This window comes from Shewanella sp. Iso12 (assembly GCF_012030025.1).
GTDB lineage: Bacteria > Pseudomonadota > Gammaproteobacteria > Enterobacterales > Shewanellaceae > Shewanella > Shewanella algae.
In genome coordinates this window covers 149,733-170,744 of sequence record NZ_JAAUHW010000003.1, presented here as the reverse complement: position 1 = coordinate 170,744, position 21,012 = coordinate 149,733, and the positions used below count along the sequence as shown (strand labels likewise).

The window sequence follows — 21,012 nt, the reverse complement described above, 5'->3', positions numbered from 1 at the left end:
GGCGAAGATGCTAGGCTCTCCCGTCTTGAAAGCCCACCTCTATTGCAAGGGCAAAAGATGATTTGGAGGGAGAATTGAAGATGCCGCGGATACTTAACCCTATGATTGGCTTGCTGGCCCTGTTGGCAAGCGGCATGGCACTGGCCAAGGACGCACAACCGCTGCAACTCGAGCTGCGTTATTGCCAGTGTGCAGCTCCTTTGGAAACACAGGAACTCAGCCGGGAGTTCCTGGCCAAATCACGGTCACTGACAGTGACCCTGTTGCCTGATGAAGATGCTGGCAGGGTCACAGATAAGGAGTTCAGCTTGAGTTACCAACTCCAGGCGATAGAGAGCGGTGTCTGGCAGCTTAACTATACCGCCGACTTTCATCACAACAGCAGCCACTACAGCAGTCAGAGTCAAGTCAGGCTGCCACAGGACAAGTGGCTAAAGCTGTTCGGTAATCAGAGCCAGGAAGGCACAAGCATCAGGCATTTTAACCTGCTTGGCAGAATCGTGGCCGCTCAGTAACTGCGGCCACTTTACCGCCAAGTTCTCTACACTTGAAGCCGGTTGTTGATATCAGTTCTTGGTCACTACCCAGAGCGCATGCAGCAGCCCGGGGAACCAGAAGAACAGACAAAGAATGATATTGATCAGCAGGTCTTTACCGGCACCCGCTTTGAGAAATACCGCCACCGGCGGCAGTAAAATAGCGATGATGACGAGCAAGAGTTTGTTGGTATCCATGGTATGACTCCTGGCGAGGAATTAAAGGGGCAACCCATTTAACTTGGCAGCATGACGCCCGGCTTGCAACCTTTTTTACCTTTGCCTCGAAGCCAGCCGACGTTTCGACCACGCCGGAATTCATTTGCGCTTGGGCCAGTCCAAAGTCCAAGGTTCCGCTAACGCTTGCATCTGACTCAACACTCCCGGCCGCAGAAAGGCGTCGCCCTGAGATGGCAAGCTCAGGTATCTAAGGGTTTGCCCGCGCCATTCAAACTCCAGCGCATAGGCATGCAGGTAACCACGGTCGGCATCAACAGCGCTGCCACCATAGAGAGTATCCCCCAGAATAGGCACCCCCAGACTGGAAAGTGCCACCCTCAACTGATGGGTCTTGCCGCTGTGGGGTTTGAGCAGATACAGGCGCAGCCCTTCGGCAACCGACCAGGAAAAGAACTGGGTAACGGCCGGGTTGTCGGTGGAACGCAGCAGCTTATACTGACTGCGGCGGGACTTGGCCATATCACCTATGATCCAACCCTGCTTTTTGCCCGGTTTGCCCTTGGCCAATGCCAAATAATATTTCTGCACCTTGTGTTCACTGAACATACGGGTAAATTCAGCTGCCGCCTCGGATGAACGGGCCAGCAGCAATAGGCCGGAGGTCAAGGTATCGAGTCTATGCACGGGATAGAGCTTGCAGCCCAGCTCCTGCTCGGCACTGGCCACCAAACCTGCCTCACCGTGCTGGCTGTGAAAATGAACCCCAGGACGCTTGTCCAGCAGGATAAAGTCGGGCTCTGTGGCTATCACTGAATACATGGGTTAAACCTGAAATGTCACTCTGACTCTGAGACCTGGATGGTTATCTTCCAGCGAAATACTGGCGTTGTGTCGCGATAGAATCGCCTTGACCATGGAAAGCCCCAAGCCGGTACCCTGCTGATGGCGGCTGGGATCCAGCCGCACCAAGCGCTCAAAGACCCGCTCACGCTCCGCCTCCGGGATCCCGGGACCATTGTCGCTGATGATGACCTGGTTGGCTTGCTGCGAGATGGTGATACAGGCCCCCTCGCCCGCATAGCGAATGGCGTTGTCGACCAGGTTGAACAGCGCCTGGAACAAGAGGTGTTTGTCACCTGTGATATGGCAGTCCTCACTGGTTTCCAGCTTGAGCTGCTGGCCTTCTGCCTCGGCCAGCACGTCGGCCATATCCAGCAGATCGGTGCACATCTGCTGCAAGCTGAAACTTTCCAGCTCCAGTTTTTGCTGCCCTTCTTCAATGCGGGTCAGCGACAGCATGGCGTTGAAGGTCGCCAGGCAGTGATCCAGCTTTTCAATAAGAATCGCACTGCGCTCCGGGATCTCTTCCGCCGGATATTGCGGCAACTGCTCCAGTCCTATCCGCAGGTGCGACAAAGGCGTGCGCAGGTCATGGGCAATATTGTCTGTCACCCCGCGCACTGCCGTCAGGTTGTGCTCCAGGGTATCCAGCACCCGGTTGAACTGGCGCGCCAGCATGTCGAATTCATCACTGTTGCGACTCACCGGCAGGCGGGTGTTGTAATAACCTCGCTCTATGCGTTCACTCAAGCGGTTGTATTGCACCAAACGCCTGAGAAGCGCCTTGGAGAACAGGTATCCCATGGCCAAGGTCAATACCACGGTCAGCATCACGGCGGTAGCCGCTGCGCTGAGAAACTTCTCGATCAGCGTCGCCAGGTGGTCGGTACGGGTAGCGATCAGCACAGGGCCATAGCGGGTCATCACCACGCCGCCTGTGAGAATATGCAGCTTATCCGGGCCACCGGTGAGAATGGGGAAATCGCGGGTTCTGGGTAGCAGCGGCATATTGTCGGGCATGAAGGTCAGCGCCCCCACCATATCCGGGCTACCCTGCCAGGCTATAAGTGCGGTTTGCGGATCGGCGGCGCGAATTTGTGCCGCAAAACTGCGCTGATCCACACTCAAGGCCAGCTGTTGATAGCGCTGCGCCTCCGACGCCAGGTGTTTCTCAACCTGAGACTGCTGCTCTGTCACCAGCTGTTGATAGAGGGCAAACAGCAAGGCGCCGATGATCAGAGTCACCAGCACAGAGAAGAAGATTGTGATACGCCATACGCTGCTCTGGTAAGGCTTAATGGCTTTGGCGGAGACGATAACCAGCCCCTCTTATGGTTTCAATCAGCTCGCCGTGACCCAGCTCTTCAAACTTGCGTCTCAACTTGGCGATATGCACATCAATAACATTGGTTCTGGGATCAAAGTGGTAGTCCCATACGGCTTCAAACAGCAGGGTGCGGCTGATCACCTGGTTGGCATGTTCCATCAGGTACTTGAGCAGCTGGAACTCCTTGGGCTGCAACATCAGTTCAGTGCCGTCCAGAGTCACTTTACGGGTCAGCAGCTCCATCTCCAGCAGACCCACCTTGAGATCTGTCTTGGCCGGCTGTGACTGGCCGCGCAGCATCAGCTTCTCGGCCCGCACCAGCAGCTCGGAGAAGGCAAACGGCTTGGTCATATAGTCATCGCCGCCGGCGCGCAGTCCCTTGACCCTCTCGTCGACATGGCTGAGCGCCGAGAGGATCAGTACTGGGGTCTGATTGCCGGTGGCCCGGAGCGCCGCCAGCACCTTGAGGCCGTCGAGCCCGGGTAACATGCGATCCAGAATTACCAAGTCATACTGACTACTGGTCGCCAACAGCAAACCCTGATGACCATCGGCAGCAGTTTCAATATTGTGTCCCTGCTCCAGAAAGCCTTTGACGATATAGTCCTGTGTGGTTGCGTCATCTTCGACCAGTAGTATCTTCATTGTCAGTCCCATTTCAGTAGAGGCAATGGCCGCTGTTTTTCGATATCAAACGCCAGCTTATGCTTGCCTCGTTCATCCATTACTTTCAGCTCCAGGTAGGCAATCCCCAGATCTTTATCCAGTTGGGCTTCCAGCAGATGAGCATTGCTGTTTTGCATTGCCATTTCCACCAGTTGGGAAAAGCTGAGCTGCTTCTTGACCAGGAGTTTGACCACAGCCAACTCGGCCATATCGTCTGCCTCGAGGCGTTCGACTTTGCGCTTGAGTACCTCGCCGTTGCTGGCGAGTATATCCAGCTCTGTGGTAGTACGATCATCCGGGTTTATCAGGTCAATTTCATAGACCAAGACCCCATTTTCCACATCGGTTTCAAACTCGACGATCACCCCGGGAAACTGGGACTCAATGCGCTGCATCAGCTCTATGGGTTGAATGCGTTCATTATCATTCAACAATTCCAGCAGCGAGGGAGCCGCGACTGCCACCGAAGAAAACAGTACCAGCCCCGCCAATAAACGTCTCATTTTGCCTCCATCCGAGCGCTGGCACTGAAGGCCAGCCACTCATACAAGCCATGGTTCATTTTGCAGTTTCACCAACTAGAGTGATACTTTCAATTTCAACTTCCTTGCCGTTCCACTCCTTGTCGACCTCACCGGTCAGTTTCACCAGAGTGCTTTCTTTCACATCGGCATTGATATTCCGCCAAAGGTCATGGTCGATTTCGACTTTAACCTCTCCGGAATCATCACGGAACAGGTAAGTTTCGTCGCCCAGGCTCTTCACCAGATAACCTGTCAGCTCCACCTGGGTGTCATCGTTGGCCTGCTCGACCTGAGACGCTGTACTAACCCGATTTTCGGCTCCTGGACCGGTATAAGCAGCCAGAGCAGCGGCACTGCAGAATGAGGATAATACCAATAAATAAGTTAACTTTTGCATCTTGTTTCACTCCTGTGGTTGTTTCAATGGCTGCAGTATAGATTTCCGCGCTTGAAGCCAGGATGGAAGCAAGATTAAGTTTTGATCATCTAGTTAACAACAGGCACAAAAACGCAGCCTTTGTCAGCGCTCGAGGATATGAATTTGTTCGGATTTGAGCGCGACTTCTGTCTGCATACCGGCAACCAGCTCCAACTTGCGCGCCAGATGTAACGGCACTTCGGCGCTGAGAGTCTGATCCACGCCTTCGATTGCCGCCAGCAGGCGCACAGATTCACCCATTACCAGCAGGGATTCGAGCCTGACATTGAGTTTATTGAAGCTGCGGCACAGGCGGCCACGGCTGATGGAGTTAAATCTGACGCCTTGATTGGGCACCACCCAGCGCACCTTGTCTCCCGGATTCAGGCGCGCGTCATAGTCACAGGCAATCAGTTGCTCGCCAAACTTGAGCCAGGTGAGTTGCCGCTCCAGCTCCAGGGCCACCACTTCGGAATCAAACAGGTTTCTCAGGCCCATCTGCCGGGCAACCGCCTCGTTGCGGGGTTTAGCCAACACTTCATGGGGCACACCCTGCTGCAGCAACTGCCCTTGACTGATAAGCACCATGCGGTCGGCCAGCAACAAGGCTTCGTTGAGGTCATGGGTCACCATGATCACCGGAATATGCAACTGCGACTTGAGCCGCGCCAGCTCCAGATACAGGCGCTCACGGGTCTCGCGATCGACCGCGGAAAAAGGTTCATCCAGCAGCAATACCGAAGGCTCACGCGCCAACGCTCTGGCCAGCGCCACCCTCTGTCTCTGGCCACCGGACAACTGCTCCGGCAAACGATCCGGCAAACCGTGCAGATTGACCCGCTCCAGCCAATCCAACGCCCTGGCCCGGCGTTCGGCCTTGGGCAGATGATCCAGCCCTGCGATTACATTGTCGACCGCACTCAGGTTGGGAAACAGGCCAAAATGTTGCGGCACAAACCCCAGATGGCGTTGCTGCGGGCTCAGGTTCACCGTCTCGGAAAACCAGGGTTTATCACCATAGCATATGCTGCCGGATTGCGGCTTATTGAGACCGGCAATCATCCTCAGCAGCGTAGTCTTGCCGCCACCGGAGGGCCCCACCACAGCCAGGACTTCACCGGCACGGCAAACAAAGTCGGCCTGCAGTGGAATCCCCTTGGTTTGATGGACGCTGACATGCAGATCTGTCGGGGTCATTTCAATCTCCCGAGCCGCCGCGACAGCCCTGTGGTCAATGCCAATGTGGTGATGGCAAATAGCAAGAGTACCAGCGACATAGTACCAGCAGAGGCAAAGTCAAACGCCTGGACACTGTCGTAGATGGCGATGGAAATCGTCTTGGTCTCTCCCGCGATGGAGCCCCCCATCATCAAGACGACACCAAACTCGCCGAGCACATGGGAGAAACACAACACCAGGGCCGTCAAAATCCCCGGCCACACCAAGGGCAACTCCACCTTGAACAGCTGTTTGGTGCGACTCATGCCACAACAGGCGCAGGCATCGCGCACATCCTGAGGAATAGCTTCAAAGGCTCTTTGAATAGGCTGCACCGCAAAGGGAATATTGACCAGTACCGAGGCGACCACCAGGCCGGAGAAATGAAATACCAGCTGCACTCCCAGGGTTTGCTGCAGCCATTGGCCAAGCCAGCTTTCACTGCCAAGCCCTACCAAGAGGTAATAGCCTATAACCGTGGGCGGCAACACCAGGGGCACCATGATCAGCGCCTCTACCCAGGACTTACCGTGAAACTCACAATAGGCCAGCAAGCGGCTCAACAAGATGGCAAGCGGCAAGAGCACCAAGACACTGATGGCAGCCAGTTTGACCGAGAGCCACAGCGACTGCCAATCCATTCAGCCTCCCTCGGGCAAGGCAAAGCCATAGGCGCTGAACACTTGTCGCGCTTCCTGCCCCTGCAGATAGTCATAAAAGGCTTTGGCATCGTCGCTGGCTTTCTCAAGCAGTACCATGCGCTGGGTCAGCGGGGCATGGGAGTCTACCGGCAACGCCAGATAGTGACCCCTCGCCTGAAACTGCGGCGCCACTGCCAGCGACAGGGCAACTATGCCGCCCTGAGTCGAACCACTCAAGGCAAACTGCGCCGCCTGGGAAACGTTTTCGCCATAGATGAGGTTGGCCTGCAACTCCTGCCACAGGCCCTTTTGCTTGAGCAGCGCACGGGCGCGTTCGCCATAGGGAGCATGATCCGGGTTGGCGATGGCAAAGCGCTTGATCTGCCCGGCGGCCAGAGCTTGTTGCAGCCCCTGTAACTCTTGATCCAATTTCAGCGGTGAATTCTTGGGAGCCACCAGCGCCAAGCGCCCGTAAGCGTAGACCACCCCCTTGTCACGGGTGATGCCGGCGTCAGCCAGCGCGTCAACATAACGCTCGTCGGCCGAGAGAAACAGCTCGAACGGCGCACCATGTTTTATCTGCGCCACAAAGTTACCGGACGAGCCGTAGGAGATCTTGAGTTGGCGTCCTGTCTGTTGCTGATAACGCTCGGCAATATCATCCAGGGCAAACTTGATATTGGCCGCCGCAGCCACATGAACGCTTTGCGCCGCCGCAGCCGGCAGACACAGACCAAGCAGCGCCAGTGCGGTCAGCACGGCCTTGGTCGTCGAATTCAGCAATCGCTCCAATAGCACCATCACACGCTCCGGTTACTTTTCCCAGGCCTTGGCGGCCTGCTCGTCGGCATCGCGGGCCTCAACCCAGTGTTGGCCACTCTCACCGGCTTCCAGTTTCCAGAATGGCGCCTTGGTCTTGAGGAAATCGATGAGAAACTCACAAGCCGCAAACGCCGCCTTGCGGTGGGCACTGCTGACACCGATAAATACTATCTGTTCGCCCAAATGCATAGTGCCAACCCGGTGAATTATGGTCAGCTGATTCAGCGGCCAACGCTCACGGGCTTGAGTGGCAATTTGCCCCAAAACGGCTTCTGTCATCCCGGGATAGTGTTCCAGCGTCAGGTCGGTAACCGCGCTGCCATCGTTGAAGTCGCGCACCTTGCCGACAAAGGTCACCACGGCGCCGTCGCTGTTGTCGGCGGCGATGCGGGCATATTCGGCCGGGACATCGAAGTCGGCGGTTTGTACCAAAATACGATCGCTTTGCATCTCAACCTCCGGTTACCGGTGGGAAGAAGGCCACCTCGTCACCCGCTTTGATCTCTGTATGCCAGGGACTGAGGGTTTGGTTGACGGCCACCAGCAGTTTGTCGGACGCCATCACTCTGGCCCACTTGTCGTCTGTGGCCGCCAATTGGGCACGCAGCGCCTCGGCCGTCAAACCCGGCTGGCTCTCAACTTCAATGGCAGCCGTTCCCAATAATTCGCGTACTTGAGCAAAAAACAGCACTTTAATCATATCGTTACACCTTAAAATGACCGGATTTACCGCCGCGTTTTTCCAGCAGTCTTACCTGGGTAATCACCATATCCTTCTGCACCGCTTTACACATATCGTAAATAGTCAGTGCCGCAACCGAGGCCGCCGTCAGGGCTTCCATTTCAACCCCGGTTTTGCCAGCCAGCTTACACAGGCTGGTGATCCTGACCCGGTTTTGCTCCGGCTCGGCCTGTAGATCCACCTCGACCTTGGTCAGCATCAAGGGGTGGCACAAAGGGATCAGCTCTGAGGTTTTCTTCGCTGCCATAATGCCGGCGATTCTGGCGGTGGCGAACACATCGCCCTTATGGTGGCTGCCACTCATGATCATCTGCAGCGTCTCGGCAGACATCTCAATATAGGCCTCGGCACGGGCTTCGCGCTCGGTGATCGACTTTTCGGTCACATCCACCATATGGGCGTTGCCATCGGCATTGATATGGGTAAAGGCATTAGTCATCTATAGCAACCTTTTTCAAATGGGATACGAAGTTACAGGGCCGGTGCCGGGCATCCGGCTGCTCTTTGAGGATCTTGTTCCAGGCCGTACGGCATGCGCCGGTGGAAGCGGGCAGACAAAACAGCGCCGTTTGATTGGCGATATTCAAAGGCTCAAAATGGGTATGACTGCAATGTCCCATGTCAGTTCCTGCTGCTGAATGCTACCGAGATGGCGATGATAGTATCTGACGCCCAAACGAGCGGCCACCCTCAACCGCCGATAGAGGCCAGGTGTTGGGTCACACCGGTAATACCTTGGTGCAGATAGTGAGTCTCTTTCTTCTGCTGCAACTGCTGATGCAAACGGGCAATCAACTCATCCTGCTGTTCAGGACTCTGAAGCAGATCCCGAAGATCGACACCATGTTCGGTGAACAGACACAGGTGCAGCTTACCCTTGGCAGAAACCCGCAACCTGTTGCAGCTGGCGCAGAAGTTTTTGGCATAAGGCATGATGAGCCCGATACGGCCACGATAATCAGGATGGCTGAAGTTTTGCGCCGGGCCATCTTCGGCCGCGGGCTGATCATACTGCCAACCTTCGGCCTCGAGTCTGGCCTTGATATCGGCTCCGGCCAGGTGATGCGCCTTGAAATAGTCGTGACCCAACCCGGTTTCCATCAGCTCGATGAAACGCAGATCTATGGGGGTATGTTTGATCCAATGCAGGAAACGCGGCAGATCCTTGTCGTTGAGATCCTTGAGCAGCACGGCGTTGATCTTGACCCGCTCAAAGCCGGCTTCCAGCGCCGCATCGATACCGCGCATGACCTCATCGAACTTGTTCTCGCCGGTGATCTGATAAAACATCCTGGGGTCCAGGCTGTCCACAGACACGTTAATCCGCCTCAGCCCGGCGTCGTACCACTCTTTGGCGTGCTTCTCGAGCCTATAACCATTGGTGGTAGTGGCGATAGTGTGAATTTCGCTGTTATCGGCAACTGCACGGATGATATCGGTAAAGTCTTTGCGCAGCGTAGGCTCGCCACCTGTGATCCGCACTTTGCGGGTACCTACTTTGGCGAAGGCGGCAACCAGATTCTCAATCTCGCTGAGCGTCAGAAAAGAGGGCTTGCCCTCCGGGCGATAACCATCCGGTAGGCAATAACTGCATTTGAAGTTACAGACGTCAGTGACTGACATCCGCAAATAGTGAAATCTTCGACCAAAATTGTCTTGTAACTGGGACATGATCACCTTTCCAAGTCAGGGAGGTGAGGGCATTTCTTTGCTCACCCCGGTGGCAAAATTGCCACGGCTAAAGGACCATATCTTCACTGACGTAGGACCAAAAGCTCGGAGAACCGTCTGCGCCAATTATAGGACGAAAAGGGGGGCGAACCATACCCCTAAAAATGTATTTCCCGACTTGGCTCAAATCTGCGTGGACTTTTTGTGACAGGTCTCACTCAGAAATTTCATCGAATCCCTGTGCCGCTTTCCGATCAAATACTGTGCCCTGGATGGATTTTCAGGTAAGGTTGGAGCTGGATAAAAATAAAACACCCGTTTACATCGGGGGACTTTGAAGGATAGAGGTGACATGATGGAACGCGAATCAATGGAATTCGATGTTGTTATCGTCGGTGCAGGCCCCGCCGGACTGGCTACGGCTTGCCGTTTGATGCAGATCTCCAAAGACAGCGGCAAAGAGATCAGTGTCTGTGTGGTCGAAAAAGGCTCTGAAGTTGGCGCGCATATTCTCTCCGGCGCCGTCTTTGAACCCAGCGTATTGGAAGAACTCTTCGGTGACTGGAAAGAGTTGGGAGCGCCCCTGCATACCCAGGTTACAGAAGATGAAATCTATCTGCTCAAGTCGGCCGAAGATGCCAAACATCTGCCCAACAGTCTGGTACCCAAGACCATGCACAACCATGGCAACTATATTATCAGCGTCGGTAATCTCTGCCGCTGGATGGCCGAGCAAGCCGAAGGCCTGGGAGTGGAGATATTCCCCGGTTTCGCCGCCAGCGAGCTGTTGTTCAATGAAGATGGCAGCGTCAAGGGAATACTGATTGGCGACATGGGCATAGGCGCCGATGGCCAGCCCAAAGACAGCTACATGCCGGGCATGGAGCTACACGCCAAATATACTGTGTTTGCCGAAGGCTGCCGCGGCCATCTGGGCAAGCAACTGATAGAAAAATTCCACCTGGATAACGGCAAGACACCACAGCACTACGGCATAGGCTTCAAAGAGATTTGGAAGATCCCTGCCGAGCAACACCAACAAGGTAAAGTGGTTCACAGTGGCGGCTGGCCGCTGTTGGAAGGCGCCAGCGGTGGTGGTTTCCTCTACCACATGGAAGACAACCAGGTTGCCGTGGGGCTGATCATCGACCTCAACTACAAGAACCCGCATCTGAGCCCCTTCGATGAATTTCAGCGTTACAAGACCCACCCTGTCATCGCCAAGACCTTAAGCGGCGGCGAGCGTTTGAGCTATGGTGCCCGCGCCATCACCAAGGGGGGTCTCAACTCTCTGCCCAAGATGAGCTTCCCAGGCGGTCTGGTAATAGGTTGTGATGCCGGGACACTCAACTTCGCCAAGATCAAGGGTACCCACACCGCCATCAAGAGCGGTATGCTGGCGGCCGAGACTCTGGCCGAAGGCCTTATCGCCGGGGTTGAAGGCGGAAAAGATCTCGACTGCTTCCAGGAACGGCTGGAACAGAGCTGGCTCTTTGATGAGCTTTACCGCTCGCGTAACTTCGGCCCGGCCATGCACAAGTTCGGCACTTTCCTGGGTGGAGCCTTTAACTATATCGATCAAAACTGGTTTGGCGGCAAGTTCCCTGTGACCCTGAGAGATGAGCATCCCGACTATGCCCAGATGGGTGAAGCCAGCGCCTACAGCAAGATTGACTACCCCAAGCCGGATGGCAAGCTTAGCTTCGACAAGCTCTCTTCAGTGTATCTTTCCAATACCTTCCACGAGGAAGATCAGCCCTGCCATCTGCGTTTGAAAGATGCCAACATCCCTATTGCGGTCAACCTGGTGAAATACGATGAACCGGCGCAGCGTTACTGCCCTGCGGGTGTCTATGAGGTGGTTGAAGACGAGGGGCAACCCAAGTTTGTGATCAACAGCCAGAACTGCATTCACTGCAAGACCTGTGACATCAAGGACCCCAGCCAGAACATTACCTGGGTGACGCCCGAAGGAGGCGGTGGTCCCAACTATCCCAACATGTAATTGATTAACCTAAACCACAAAAACGCGTCTTTATAGGGCGCGTTTTTTTATTTACCGAACGCAACATTAGGCTCTATTGAAGCAAGGGCAATTTTTAGTCATAATCCCGGTTCTACAATAAGATCCAGCCCCATAAAACAGCTGGCATGCCTATACTCTACAAAGACTTAAGGGAAAGTCCCTGCCACTGTGTTAGCTCGCGGCCGTAACCAACGCCGGCTAATTAATGCTGTTGTCCACATTAATAAGGATATGGATAGGCGATCGCTATGAAACTCATGCTTACCATCAAACAAAAGATTTTACTGACGGTGACTCTGGCCGTGCTGATGTCGACTATTTTAGTTGGTGTGCTCAGCCAGCGCAGTGCCCGTGAAGTTGTCGAACAACGTATGCTCGGTTCCGAGCTGCCCAGCTTGATGCTGCAGATCCGCAATAAGTTGGATCTGGAGATCAGTACACTGATGAACGGTGCCGAGCAACTTGCCCACAGTCAGATGCTCAAACACTGGTTGGAACAGGGGCGTCCCGAAGCCGAAGTCCCCTTGGTCATCTCACAACTCAAGGACATGACCCGTCAGTATCATTTGGCGCAAGCCTCCTACGCCGACCGCGAGACGGCGGCCTATTACACCCAGGACGGTTTCCTGCGGATCCTCAATCAACAGCAGGACGGCTGGTTCTTCAACTACAGAGACAGTCGCCAGGAACGCATGTTGAATGTGTTCACCGAAGCCAACGGCGAGGTCAAACTCTTCATTAACTATCAACAGCCCAACGGTCGCGGCCTGGTGGGGCTGGCCAAGTCGCTCGACGATATGGTGCGCCTGCTCAACTCCTTCAAGATTGAGCAGAGCGGCTATGTGTACCTCACCGACAATCAGGGCAAGATCCAACTGCATCCGGACAAGAGTCTGACAGGCAAACGTAACTTGCAGGATCTCTACCCAGGCAATGTCAGCAAACTGTTGAATAAGAGCGACTTCCAGTTGCTCGAAACCGAAGTCAATGGTACCGATATGCTGGTTGCCAGCAGCTATATTCCGTCAATGGATTGGTATCTGGTAGCTCAGGTTCCTCAAGGGGAAATCTTTGCCCTGTTGCAAGAGGCCGCCTACCAGATTCTGTTATGGACAGCATTGATTGCCGCCGGCTTCATCTTCCTGGCTGTGATAGTGGCCGGCTCTGTTAGCCGCCCCATCAGCAAGGTGGCGGAAATGTTCCGCGACATAGGCGAAGGCGAAGGCGACTTGCGCCAACGTCTGCCGGTCGAGGGTGAAGATGAAATAGCCCAACTGGCCAAGGGCTTCAACAGCTTTATCTCCAAGATCCAGGACTCTGTGGTCGAAGTGGCCTCCACCAGCGAACAGTTGGGGTTATCGGCCAAGGACGTCTCGGCACAGGCCCAGCAGACCATGAGCGACAGCCAGGATCAGAAAGACCGCACCATGATGGTGGTGACCGCCATCAACGAAATGGGGGCAACCGTTAACGAGATTGCCGCCAATGCGGCCCAGGCGGCGGTAACAGCCAAAGATGCCGACAGCGAATCGGCCACTGGCCAACAGGTGGTGACCCGCGCCCGGGATACCATTAACCAGCTGTCGCAGGATGTGGCTCAGGTCGGCGAAGTAATCGAGTCTCTGGCGACCCATACCAAATCCATCGGCGGCATTCTGGATGTGATCCGTGCCATCTCGGAGCAAACCAACCTACTGGCACTAAATGCCGCCATCGAAGCGGCTCGGGCCGGTGAAGCCGGCCGTGGTTTTGCGGTCGTGGCCGATGAAGTCCGAAACCTGGCTTCCCGCACCGCGGCCTCAACCGATGAAGTGCAGGTAATGATAGATAAGTTGCAGGCCGAAGCCGCCAGAGCCGTCAGTGCCATGGAGCTGAGCCGTAATCGCTCCCGTGAAGGCGTTCAGGCCGTCGATGAAGCCAGCCAGGCGCTCAGCGGTATTTCAGGACAAATTGCCCAGATAAGCGATATGAATATCCAAGTGGCGGCGGCCACAGAGGAGCAATCCACTGTAGTGGAGGATATCAATCGTAACGTCAGTGAGATCAATGAGATAACCCAGCGAACAGCCGAGACCGCCGAAGCCGCCGCCGCGGCCAGTGACGCACTCAATAATCTGGCCCATAGGCTGGATACCTTAGTCGCCCGCTTCAAGGTTTAACCTCAGGTTCCCCAACGGCAGCCTTGCAACTGCCGTTGGGAATACTGAACCTCATTCCCGCAAAGCCTTGAGTACACATGCAACTTCTGAATCTTGCTGCTGATTGGTATAACATAGCCGCAACTATCTTTCGGCTAATAAAAGAGTATTCATGGAACCACAGATAGAATGGGCGCTGTCACATATCGCTTGGCTGATGTTTATTCTGGCAGGACTCTTCTTTGTCTTGCAGCTTTGGCGTTGGCAGCAGCTACTGAAACATATACGGGTTCAGTATCCTGAACTGGCTCATACAGATGAAAATGATTCACCAAATATAGCGATAAGAGTCAAACAGTCGCTGGAGTCTGGCACTCTGGCCAACAGCCAGGATCCTGTGATTATTCGTTATCAGAAACAACAGAGCAGCCTTAGACTGATCATGGCTATTCTGTTGACCATAGGCTTTGTAATGGCCATATTGGAGTGAGCTAAAACCCGTTAAGCCCAGCGCTATTCAAGACAGACTATAGATGAATATAAGTTATCTATGGCCTGTGTTTACCAACCCAAAGTTCTGCTAGTGTTCCAAGGTTATTGTTTGGGCCAGGGAAAACTCACCTCAGGCTGCTCGCCATAGCAGGTGGGGCGTCTTGGGCAAACTGCACCTCTGGAGCAGATCAATCTGGCATCACCGGCGATACCACGCTCGACCCAATTAATATTGAGTATCCGCGCTACTGTCAGCAGTTGCTGTTTTATCTTTCTGGGAATGGCACCTTCTCCGCCCTGCTCGACACAAGCCTGTTTAAGATCTTGCGCCAATGACAAGGCATCCTCCCCTTGAGCCTCAATGGCAGGATTGAGATCTATTCCGGCACAGAGCACATGATGATTACCGGCCAAGTCTTCTACCTTGACCGATTCACAGCAATAGATCCTGGGTTGTTGCTCCACATCCAGAATGGATATCTGCGCCGAACTGCCCTCCTTGGGCTCGGTGATCATCCGAAATACCGCCCAGTGCTGACAAGGGTCGGCCACCGCCCGCATATTCCCCCAGGGTAGCGGAATACCGTTGCCCCGATACACAGCTTTTAGCTTGCCCGGAGCATAGGCATCGAAATAATGCCAGTGAGGATAAGGTGAAACCACTGTCATACGCCGCATCGCTACCGAGGGAGAAACCCCCGCCAGCCGGTGAGCATCTATCTCGTAGCCGTATCTGTCCAGCAGTTGCCTGAATGCTACTTTGGGGCAGAGCAAGGCCCCGGCAAAGAAACTGGCCTCAAAGCCACGCCAGGCCTGGAGAATATCCTGGGCATTGAGAGACGAACTCTGGATCTGGGGATCGGTTTCACTGAAACCACTGCGGCCCACGGTCAACACATTGCTCAGCCCATCGCGATTGTGCAGCACACAGTGACCTATATGCACCGCCAAATCGTACTTGAGCCTGGTTGGTTGAGACTTAAGGATCTCGTTGAGAAATAGCGTTCCCGGCGGCTCCATGTAGGAAGTCACCAACTCCCCGGCACTGATCCCCTGGGCATCCGTCAGCAGTTTTGCCGGCCGGGCGAACCATTGGATCTTCAGTCCCTGCGCCGCGGCGAGATCCAGCATCTCTTCTACCGACAAGGGTAGACGCTTCTTACCCACCTCTTCGGCTGCCCGCTCCAGATCGGGGAAATGGTTTTGATGGTGTTCCTGATGGGCGCGGATCAACAGGTGGGCAAACTGGCGGCCGCTGATCCCCGTTTGTGACAGCATCTCGGGAATGGCTATCTGCAAAATATCATTGGAAAACAGGAAGCCCGGCTCCAGCGGCATACCACTGACACCACCGCGCCGCCCTTTGTCCGGGGTGATAGCCTGCTCCTCCGGCGCATCGTCCAGAAACCAACTCACCTCTTTCTGAAAAACTGCGGCTATGACCGCCAGCATACCAGCGCTGGGAACACGCTTGCCCCTTTCGATCATCGACAGGTATGACACAGACGGCGCCGACTCAGGATCGACCCTGACACAGCGTGCCGACAAGTCTTCCATAGTTAAGTGATTGCGCTTTCTGAGGTTTCTTATTTTAGTACCCAGAAAATGTGACTTACGGATCAGGCTTTGGTCTTGGCGCATTTTGTAAAATTCACACTGTAAAATTTTTATTGTGAAATTGTAATCAAAAAAACGCTAGCCTACAAATTAAGCAATTCACAGGAATTGTCCGGCCATGAGGCGACAGTGCCATCAGGTCAAGGAAAGCAAAACACGAGGGCGAGACGATGAACATCTCCACTATGCAGCAAAAAATCAATCAAGAGCACAACCCTTTCATCGCCGAAGCCGTCTTTGCCGTGGAAGCACTCGGTGAACGCCATATCGCCGACAAGATGGCCAATGCCAAGCAACTGCTTGACCGGCTGTTCCCACTGGCAAACGGCTCACATGCCGAGGTGGTTTGCTATGTGGTTTACTATCAGCATCTCTTGGCCTGCTTTGCCGATGGCAGCCAGTGTGGCCTCAAACAGCCACAACAGTTTGTCGCCCTGAGCGGCCACCGCAGCGAGCCAGAAGCCATACTGCTCAAGGATGATTGCGGCTGTCACCTGGAGCTGAGTTTTGATCGTCAGGGCTGCATCGGCAGCCGCGACTGCGCCGCCATTGAAGACATTCAGCTGGAACGCTGTCTCATCGATGGCCGCTGCCAGGACAACAGCCTCAAGCGTGAGTGGATTAGCCTGTTGCACAATGATGGCGGTCAGCCACGCAGCAACAAGAGTTGCAAACGCTTTACCACCAAAGATGGCCATGAATATCAGTTGTCTTCACGGGTCTAATCGCAACAGAGCGTCATAGGCACTTGGCCTTATTAGGCACAGCAAAAGGCACAGCAAACTTCTGCCAGAAGTGACATAGACTCAGGATCGGGGAACTGGCTTCCCTGATCCTGTTGTCTTAGTCAGAGATTCAGTAGAACTTACGCTGGACATTAAGTTAATTTTAGTTTTCCTAGCATTTTGCCTCACTTATACTAACGCTCCCGGAATCTTGCTATCTCTTGTCCATGAGCCAACTGCAGAAAAAGTGGCTGTTTTGCCTGCTTGCCATCGCCTGCCTACACCCCGCAATCTCCTCACCTCTGGCACTCTTAGTGGGATTTGTGCTGGCTAATCTCGGCTGGTTGCCATCGGACTGGGATCTGGGGAAACTGACCAAAAAACTGCTGGCCATCTCCATTGTCGGTCTGGGTTTTGGCATTCCGCTGCAACAGGCGATCGACGCCTCTGTGGGCAACTTGCCGTTAATCCTGGGATCAATATTGCTGACCCTGCTGGCGGGCACGGCGTTGACTCGGGTTTTGGGGTTGGATAGACGAGTCGGTCACTTGATTGCCAGTGGCACCGCCATCTGTGGTGGCAGCGCCATCGCCGCGGTGGCACCGGCTATCAATGCCCGCAACGAACAAACCGCCATTGCACTGGCCTGCGTCTTTGTACTTAACTCGGTTGCCCTGTTCGTTTTTCCCGTGATAGGTCATCTGCTGCAGCTGAGCCAACATGACTTCGGGGTTTGGAGCGCCATCGCCATTCACGACACCTCGTCCGTGGTGGGCGCCGCATCCGCCTACGGTGAGGAAGCACTTAAGACGGCGACCACCATCAAACTGGCACGCGCCTTGTGGATAGTGCCTCTGGCGGCAATCAGCGCCTTGTTGTTCGGAGGCAAGGGTAAACTCAATATTCCCGGGTTTATTCTGTTTTACTGCCTGGCTATTGCCATCACCAGTGTGTTGCCTCAGGGTCAATTTATCTATCAGGAACTATTTGAGCTGGCGAAGCGTACCCTCGTGGTGTGTTTGTTCCTGATTGGCTGTGGTATCACCTTCAGGAAACTACAGCAGAGTGGTAGTAAGCCCTTACTTCTTGGGGTGATTCTCTGGCTGTTTATCGGCAGCTCGTCTCTTGGCTATATTCTCTGGCAGGGTTGAAAACAGGTAACAAAAGCCTGCGAAGGCGCTGAGTTCAATCAGAGCCCGCAACAAGCCTTGGGTCTGGGTCGATGCCAGTACCACCAGTAAGAGAAACAGCAGGATATAGCCAGGCTTCACCGCCACCTCCACAGTTAAATAATGCAGCTATTATTGGTGTCTGTGGAACCTAGGTGCCAATATCGATTCTCAATAATAAAGAACCCAAAGCACTAAGAAAAAATTTTTTATACCTTTTTATATGCATTAACTGGCAGGAAACCCACTCTCTGTGACGGGGATAGCCTGGTAGCAAGGAGGAAAGTTGCCGGGGAAAATGCCTAATCCTACTTGCTCAGCCGCCGCAGGATTAGCTTCAAGAAACGCGTGTAAAGTCGCTTCAAAACGACAGATGCCAACCGCGTCTTAGGCCGCCTGTGAAGTATCGGCGCTAGCAACGGGTTGAATAAAGTCTTCCATAAACCAGGCACAGAAGGTATGGCGGCCATCAACATCCGCCTTGGCGTAAATTGCCGATGCCTGCTGCCGCACCGTCTTCTCCTTGGTGCTGCGAACACTGGCAATCTCTTTGAAACTCAAGCCCTTCAACAGTAATAAAGCCACTTCCTGCTCACTGCGGGTCAGCGACCAGAGCTCAAATTGTTGCTGTACCGCCTGGGTGTATTCCTGGCGGGCGGCTTGCATTCGACTGGAGATATTGCAGATCCTGGCATCGGCATTGGCCAACTTTGACTTGAGTAACTGCATCTCGCGGCTGCGGCGGATCAGATCAACACTGATATACAGGGCACCACAGGCGGAAAGCGCCACCAAAATGCTCTCCTGCACTATGTGATAAGTCGGCACACCAAGTTGCATATCTGACAACACATCCAGCAGATTCAGCGTCATGATCACACTGAGCAGCACTATCATCACCAGATCCTTCATTGACGCAACTCCCGATTAATAAGCTTCAAAAACATGCAGTTAACTTATGGTACATATGTCCCATAAGTGCAAATATGATACAGGTCGCCGAAGACAACAGGCCAAATCAGTGCCAGGCTGGCGGCTGGTATTTCCCCAAGAGACACTCCCATGAAAATCCGCCCCCTCTATCTGGGTTGTAGCCTGCTGTTAATGGTGTTTCAGCTGAGAGCGGCCCCGGAAACAGACAGAGACGCCCTTTTGTCCCTGAGTCAAAACAGGCTGCACACATCTTCGGCACAATTGGCTCCAATATATCACAGCTCGGACTGGCTGACAGGCTTGCCAAGCATCAGTTTGAGCCATCTTGGCAGCCTGGAAAGCCACAACAGCTATGAGCAGGAGCTCTCGCTCAACCTGCCTTTTCAGTCACCGGCCATGCAGCGCCAGAATGCCAAACTCAAGCCCATTAACGAACGCATGCTGGAATTGCAGAGCCAACTGCAGCGCCTCTATCTCTCTGGCCTGTTGCGTCAGTATTGGTGGCAACAGGCACAAGCCGAACAGGAGCTGGCGCAACTGCGCCACAAGCAACAAGTTCTGCAGCAACTGCTGCAGCGGCAACAGGCCCTGAGCCGAAGTGGTGAAATGCCGGCAACTGCGGTACTGCTGCTAAAACGTGAACTGCTGGAGCTGTCGCTCACTAAACTCCCACTGGAGCAACAACAACAACAAGCCAATGAGGCACTCATACGCCTGACCGGGCTGCAACAGCTGCCGTCACTGGATGAAAGTGACACCCCACTGCCGGATGATGCCGGAGCCGGGCATCCCATGTGGCAATTGCTGGCGCTGCAGCAGCAACGTCAGCAGCTCACCACAAACGCCCAACTCGAAGGAGATGACACTCCTTGGCTGGTGTCTGTCACGGCCAAGAACACTGCCACCCAAGGGCTGGATGAACAGTCTCTGGGTCTGGCACTGGAGATCCCCTTACCTGTTGGCAACGGCCTGAGCCAGCAACAGCTTGGCGAGTTGCAGCAACAAAGGCTGCAACTGGAGCAACAGCAACAACAGCAGTTACTGCAGAGCCAACTGCTGTTGCAGCAACTCAAACGTCGTCAAGCCCAGCTACAACAAGAGCAGCAAGGGCTGGAGCAAGCCGTGCAGCTGAGCAAACAGCTCAGTGAAACCCTGCTGACCACGGCCGAACAAGGCCCAGCCCAGTATGAGTCCTGGCTGCGGCGCCATCTTGAGGCCCTGGATACCCAAGCCAGGCTGTCGCTCAACCGGCTGGCACAAGCCCAGCTGCATTCCCAACAACTGCAAGCGCTCGGAGTTACCCTATGACCCCTAAAACCCTGGTTGGCACACTGGTGTCGACACTGTTCTTCTCCCCGCTGTGGGCGCAGGAAATCTCGGTTGCGGACCTAGGTAAGCTGACACTCAGCTTCACCTCAGTGAACCAAGTACAACAGATAGAGGCCGCCCCTGTACCGGCAATATTGGCGGCCCAGCCCGGCAGCAGCTTCTATCTCACGGCACCGGAAACCATCCAACAGCGACGCTGGTTGGTGGCCGAAGGAGAATGGGTCGATGAAGGCCAAGCACTGGTACAGCTTAAGGGCGCCGAAATTGCCCACTTTCAGCTGCAATTTGCCGCCGCCGAAGCGGCATTCAAGCTCGCCAAGCAGCGCTATGATCGCAACCAAAAGCTGCGGGCCAACGGCGCCATAGGTGCCGAAACCTGGTCGCAGATAAGCCGGCAGTATTTCGACACTTTGCTGCAATATGAACACTTGCAGCATTTCAGTGAATTGCTTAAGCCGGGGGAGAGTCCTGAGACTCTGATATTGCACGCGCCCATGGCCGGCCTGCTGCAATACGGCGATAGCAGTGAACCGCTGATGAGCGGCGCCCCACTGCTGGGGATACTGCCCGCCGACGAACTCAGGCTTAAGCTGCGTTTACCCCTGGCCCAGAAAGACAGTGTCAGTGCCGTGATGGCCGGAGAGTGCCAACTGCAGATAAGTCGCAAGGACCAGCTGGCCAAACAGGGCTTTGTCGATGCCTGGAGCCAGGCCGTTCCCCCAAGCTGCGGCCTGCAACCCGGGCAGCAATTACAGGTTATTCCGCTGCAGGCCATCAATGCCTTGGTGGTGCCCAAACAGAGTCTCTATTCCTGGGGCACTGGCAGCCAAGTGCTGAGTCACAGCCAAAACAAGCTGCGGCCAACCGACGTGCAAGTGATAGGTGCCAGCGCCGACAGCTACTTCCTGGCGCCCAATGAGACACTGGTCGGTGCCGAGGTGCTGAGCGACTCAGTGGCGGCCGTCAAAGGCATACTCCTGGGTTTGGGGGGCGAATAG

23 protein-coding genes, 1 pseudogene and 1 riboswitch are annotated in these 21,012 nt (G+C 54.6%); of the genes and pseudogenes, 8 read left to right on the top strand and 16 right to left on the bottom strand.

The window, feature by feature from the left end; translation table 11 throughout:
* Window positions 1-80 precede the first annotated feature (80 nt).
* Window positions 81-515 carry a hypothetical protein gene (locus tag HCX89_RS07460; RefSeq protein WP_147289679.1) on the top strand — a complete coding sequence of 145 codons (435 nt, stop codon included), beginning with the start codon at window positions 81-83 and terminating at the stop codon, window positions 513-515.
* A 51-nt stretch (window positions 516-566) separates the two neighbouring features.
* Here HCX89_RS07460 and HCX89_RS07455 read toward each other — a convergent pair whose 3' ends face one another.
* The 14 genes and pseudogenes from HCX89_RS07455 to moaA all read right to left on the bottom strand — a co-directional run bounded on the left by HCX89_RS07455 (window position 567) and on the right by moaA (window position 9,585).
* Window positions 567-734 carry a YqaE/Pmp3 family membrane protein gene (locus HCX89_RS07455; RefSeq protein WP_025009192.1) on the bottom strand — a complete coding sequence of 56 codons (168 nt, stop codon included), beginning with the start codon at window positions 732-734 and terminating at the stop codon, window positions 567-569.
* A 120-nt stretch (window positions 735-854) separates the two neighbouring features.
* A complete protein-coding gene (locus tag HCX89_RS07450) occupies window positions 855-1,535 on the bottom strand; it encodes a TIGR01621 family pseudouridine synthase (RefSeq protein ID WP_115389470.1) in 681 nt (226 codons plus the stop codon).
* Between the two features lie 3 nt (window positions 1,536-1,538).
* On the bottom strand, window positions 1,539-2,801 hold the full coding sequence (locus tag HCX89_RS07445; protein ID WP_025889207.1) for a HAMP domain-containing sensor histidine kinase: 1,263 nt from the start codon (window positions 2,799-2,801) through the stop codon (window positions 1,539-1,541).
* A gap of 49 nt (window positions 2,802-2,850) precedes the next feature.
* Entirely contained in the window at window positions 2,851-3,528 is a 678-nt protein-coding gene (locus tag HCX89_RS07440) for a response regulator transcription factor (protein ID WP_025009189.1), read from the bottom strand.
* 2 nt (window positions 3,529-3,530) lie between these two features.
* Window positions 3,531-4,052 carry a PepSY domain-containing protein gene (locus tag HCX89_RS07435; RefSeq protein ID WP_025009188.1) on the bottom strand — a complete coding sequence of 174 codons (522 nt, stop codon included), beginning with the start codon at window positions 4,050-4,052 and terminating at the stop codon, window positions 3,531-3,533.
* A gap of 55 nt (window positions 4,053-4,107) precedes the next feature.
* Window positions 4,108-4,470 carry a YgiW/YdeI family stress tolerance OB fold protein gene (locus HCX89_RS07430; protein WP_144131323.1) on the bottom strand — a complete coding sequence of 121 codons (363 nt, stop codon included), beginning with the start codon at window positions 4,468-4,470 and terminating at the stop codon, window positions 4,108-4,110.
* A 123-nt stretch (window positions 4,471-4,593) separates the two neighbouring features.
* A complete protein-coding gene (locus HCX89_RS07425; protein WP_167715536.1) occupies window positions 4,594-5,688 on the bottom strand; it encodes an ABC transporter ATP-binding protein in 1,095 nt (364 codons plus the stop codon).
* Entirely contained in the window at window positions 5,685-6,350 is a 666-nt protein-coding gene (gene modB / locus HCX89_RS07420; protein ID WP_144190812.1) for a molybdate ABC transporter permease subunit, read from the bottom strand. The genes HCX89_RS07425 and modB overlap by 4 nt, the downstream gene beginning before the upstream one ends.
* Window positions 6,351-7,151 (bottom strand): molybdate ABC transporter substrate-binding protein, encoded by an 801-nt coding sequence (gene modA / locus HCX89_RS07415; RefSeq protein ID WP_144168202.1) that lies wholly within the window; start codon window positions 7,149-7,151, stop codon window positions 6,351-6,353.
* Between the two features lie 12 nt (window positions 7,152-7,163).
* Window positions 7,164-7,622, bottom strand: a complete 459-nt coding sequence (moaE, locus tag HCX89_RS07410) for a molybdopterin synthase catalytic subunit MoaE (protein ID WP_025889201.1) — start codon at window positions 7,620-7,622, stop codon at window positions 7,164-7,166.
* Between the two features lies 1 nt (window position 7,623).
* Entirely contained in the window at window positions 7,624-7,872 is a 249-nt protein-coding gene (gene moaD, locus HCX89_RS07405) for a molybdopterin synthase sulfur carrier subunit (protein ID WP_025889200.1), read from the bottom strand.
* Between the two features lie 4 nt (window positions 7,873-7,876).
* Complete coding sequence (gene moaC, locus HCX89_RS07400; RefSeq protein WP_025889198.1) at window positions 7,877-8,353, bottom strand: cyclic pyranopterin monophosphate synthase MoaC; 477 nt, start codon at window positions 8,351-8,353, stop codon at window positions 7,877-7,879.
* A pseudogene (locus tag HCX89_RS07395) lies at window positions 8,346-8,495 on the bottom strand (molybdenum cofactor biosynthesis protein); the annotation flags it as partial. The pseudogene HCX89_RS07395 and the gene moaC, both read right to left, overlap by 8 nt.
* Window positions 8,496-8,604: 109 nt before the next feature.
* Complete coding sequence (gene moaA, locus HCX89_RS07390) at window positions 8,605-9,585, bottom strand: GTP 3',8-cyclase MoaA (protein WP_028780719.1); 981 nt, start codon at window positions 9,583-9,585, stop codon at window positions 8,605-8,607.
* A riboswitch (molybdenum cofactor riboswitch) is annotated at window positions 9,573-9,708 on the bottom strand. (Overlaps the previous gene by 13 nt.)
* A 232-nt stretch (window positions 9,709-9,940) precedes the next feature.
* Here moaA and HCX89_RS07385 point away from each other — a divergent pair.
* The 3 genes from HCX89_RS07385 (at window position 9,941) to HCX89_RS07375 (ending at window position 14,239) form a co-directional block, all read left to right on the top strand.
* Window positions 9,941-11,590, top strand: coding sequence for an electron transfer flavoprotein-ubiquinone oxidoreductase (locus HCX89_RS07385; RefSeq protein ID WP_093981786.1), 1,650 nt, complete (start codon window positions 9,941-9,943; stop codon window positions 11,588-11,590).
* A 269-nt stretch (window positions 11,591-11,859) separates the two neighbouring features.
* Window positions 11,860-13,770, top strand: coding sequence for a methyl-accepting chemotaxis protein (locus HCX89_RS07380; protein WP_107352557.1), 1,911 nt, complete (start codon window positions 11,860-11,862; stop codon window positions 13,768-13,770).
* A 151-nt stretch (window positions 13,771-13,921) separates the two neighbouring features.
* Complete coding sequence (locus tag HCX89_RS07375) at window positions 13,922-14,239, top strand: hypothetical protein (protein WP_025009179.1); 318 nt, start codon at window positions 13,922-13,924, stop codon at window positions 14,237-14,239.
* 104 nt (window positions 14,240-14,343) lie between these two features.
* Here HCX89_RS07375 and HCX89_RS07370 read toward each other — a convergent pair whose 3' ends face one another.
* Entirely contained in the window at window positions 14,344-15,882 is a 1,539-nt protein-coding gene (locus HCX89_RS07370; RefSeq protein ID WP_044735505.1) for a DUF3612 domain-containing protein, read from the bottom strand.
* Window positions 15,883-16,028: 146 nt separating this feature from the next.
* Here HCX89_RS07370 and HCX89_RS07365 point away from each other — a divergent pair, with 146 nt between their 5' ends.
* Together HCX89_RS07365 and HCX89_RS07360 are read left to right on the top strand one after the other, a co-directional pair.
* The gene (locus HCX89_RS07365; protein ID WP_025009178.1) at window positions 16,029-16,583 is read left to right on the top strand and encodes a hypothetical protein; all 555 of its coding nucleotides are present in this window, start codon (window positions 16,029-16,031) and stop codon (window positions 16,581-16,583) included.
* A gap of 227 nt (window positions 16,584-16,810) precedes the next feature.
* Window positions 16,811-17,734, top strand: a complete 924-nt coding sequence (locus tag HCX89_RS07360; RefSeq protein ID WP_101059576.1) for a YeiH family protein — start codon at window positions 16,811-16,813, stop codon at window positions 17,732-17,734.
* A 405-nt stretch (window positions 17,735-18,139) separates the two neighbouring features.
* Here the strand turns inward: HCX89_RS07360 and HCX89_RS07355 are convergent, their stop codons facing one another.
* A complete protein-coding gene (locus HCX89_RS07355) occupies window positions 18,140-18,664 on the bottom strand; it encodes a LuxR C-terminal-related transcriptional regulator (RefSeq protein WP_025009176.1) in 525 nt (174 codons plus the stop codon).
* 150 nt (window positions 18,665-18,814) lie between these two features.
* Here HCX89_RS07355 and HCX89_RS07350 point away from each other — a divergent pair, with 150 nt between their 5' ends.
* Entirely contained in the window at window positions 18,815-19,993 is a 1,179-nt protein-coding gene (locus HCX89_RS07350) for a TolC family protein (protein WP_167715534.1), read from the top strand.
* Complete coding sequence (locus HCX89_RS07345) at window positions 19,990-21,012, top strand: hypothetical protein (RefSeq protein WP_167715532.1); 1,023 nt, start codon at window positions 19,990-19,992, stop codon at window positions 21,010-21,012. The genes HCX89_RS07350 and HCX89_RS07345 overlap by 4 nt, the downstream gene beginning before the upstream one ends.

What these genes read in the sequence shown, in the direction of transcription:
- HCX89_RS07460 (WP_147289679.1), top strand. Translation starts at nt 81, where the DNA reads ATGCCGCGGATACTTAACCCTATGATTGGCTTGCTGGCCCTGTTGGCA.
- HCX89_RS07455 (WP_025009192.1), bottom strand. Translation starts at nt 734, where the DNA reads ATGGATACCAACAAACTCTTGCTCGTCATCATCGCTATTTTACTGCCG.
- HCX89_RS07450 (WP_115389470.1), bottom strand. Translation starts at nt 1,535, where the DNA reads ATGTATTCAGTGATAGCCACAGAGCCCGACTTTATCCTGCTGGACAAG.
- HCX89_RS07440 (WP_025009189.1), bottom strand. Translation starts at nt 3,528, where the DNA reads ATGAAGATACTACTGGTCGAAGATGACGCAACCACACAGGACTATATC.
- HCX89_RS07435 (WP_025009188.1), bottom strand. Translation starts at nt 4,052, where the DNA reads ATGAGACGTTTATTGGCGGGGCTGGTACTGTTTTCTTCGGTGGCAGTC.
- HCX89_RS07430 (WP_144131323.1), bottom strand. Translation starts at nt 4,470, where the DNA reads ATGCAAAAGTTAACTTATTTATTGGTATTATCCTCATTCTGCAGTGCC.
- HCX89_RS07425 (WP_167715536.1), bottom strand. Translation starts at nt 5,688, where the DNA reads ATGACCCCGACAGATCTGCATGTCAGCGTCCATCAAACCAAGGGGATT.
- modB (WP_144190812.1), bottom strand. Translation starts at nt 6,350, where the DNA reads ATGGATTGGCAGTCGCTGTGGCTCTCGGTCAAACTGGCTGCCATCAGT.
- modA (WP_144168202.1), bottom strand. Translation starts at nt 7,151, where the DNA reads ATGGTGCTATTGGAGCGATTGCTGAATTCGACGACCAAGGCCGTGCTG.
- moaE (WP_025889201.1), bottom strand. Translation starts at nt 7,622, where the DNA reads ATGCAAAGCGATCGTATTTTGGTACAAACCGCCGACTTCGATGTCCCG.
- moaD (WP_025889200.1), bottom strand. Translation starts at nt 7,872, where the DNA reads ATGATTAAAGTGCTGTTTTTTGCTCAAGTACGCGAATTATTGGGAACG.
- moaC (WP_025889198.1), bottom strand. Translation starts at nt 8,353, where the DNA reads ATGACTAATGCCTTTACCCATATCAATGCCGATGGCAACGCCCATATG.
- moaA (WP_028780719.1), bottom strand. Translation starts at nt 9,585, where the DNA reads ATGTCCCAGTTACAAGACAATTTTGGTCGAAGATTTCACTATTTGCGG.
- HCX89_RS07385 (WP_093981786.1), top strand. Translation starts at nt 9,941, where the DNA reads ATGGAACGCGAATCAATGGAATTCGATGTTGTTATCGTCGGTGCAGGC.
- HCX89_RS07380 (WP_107352557.1), top strand. Translation starts at nt 11,860, where the DNA reads ATGAAACTCATGCTTACCATCAAACAAAAGATTTTACTGACGGTGACT.
- HCX89_RS07375 (WP_025009179.1), top strand. Translation starts at nt 13,922, where the DNA reads ATGGAACCACAGATAGAATGGGCGCTGTCACATATCGCTTGGCTGATG.
- HCX89_RS07370 (WP_044735505.1), bottom strand. Translation starts at nt 15,882, where the DNA reads ATGCGCCAAGACCAAAGCCTGATCCGTAAGTCACATTTTCTGGGTACT.
- HCX89_RS07365 (WP_025009178.1), top strand. Translation starts at nt 16,029, where the DNA reads ATGAACATCTCCACTATGCAGCAAAAAATCAATCAAGAGCACAACCCT.
- HCX89_RS07360 (WP_101059576.1), top strand. Translation starts at nt 16,811, where the DNA reads ATGAGCCAACTGCAGAAAAAGTGGCTGTTTTGCCTGCTTGCCATCGCC.
- HCX89_RS07355 (WP_025009176.1), bottom strand. Translation starts at nt 18,664, where the DNA reads ATGAAGGATCTGGTGATGATAGTGCTGCTCAGTGTGATCATGACGCTG.
- HCX89_RS07350 (WP_167715534.1), top strand. Translation starts at nt 18,815, where the DNA reads ATGAAAATCCGCCCCCTCTATCTGGGTTGTAGCCTGCTGTTAATGGTG.
- HCX89_RS07345 (WP_167715532.1), top strand. Translation starts at nt 19,990, where the DNA reads ATGACCCCTAAAACCCTGGTTGGCACACTGGTGTCGACACTGTTCTTC.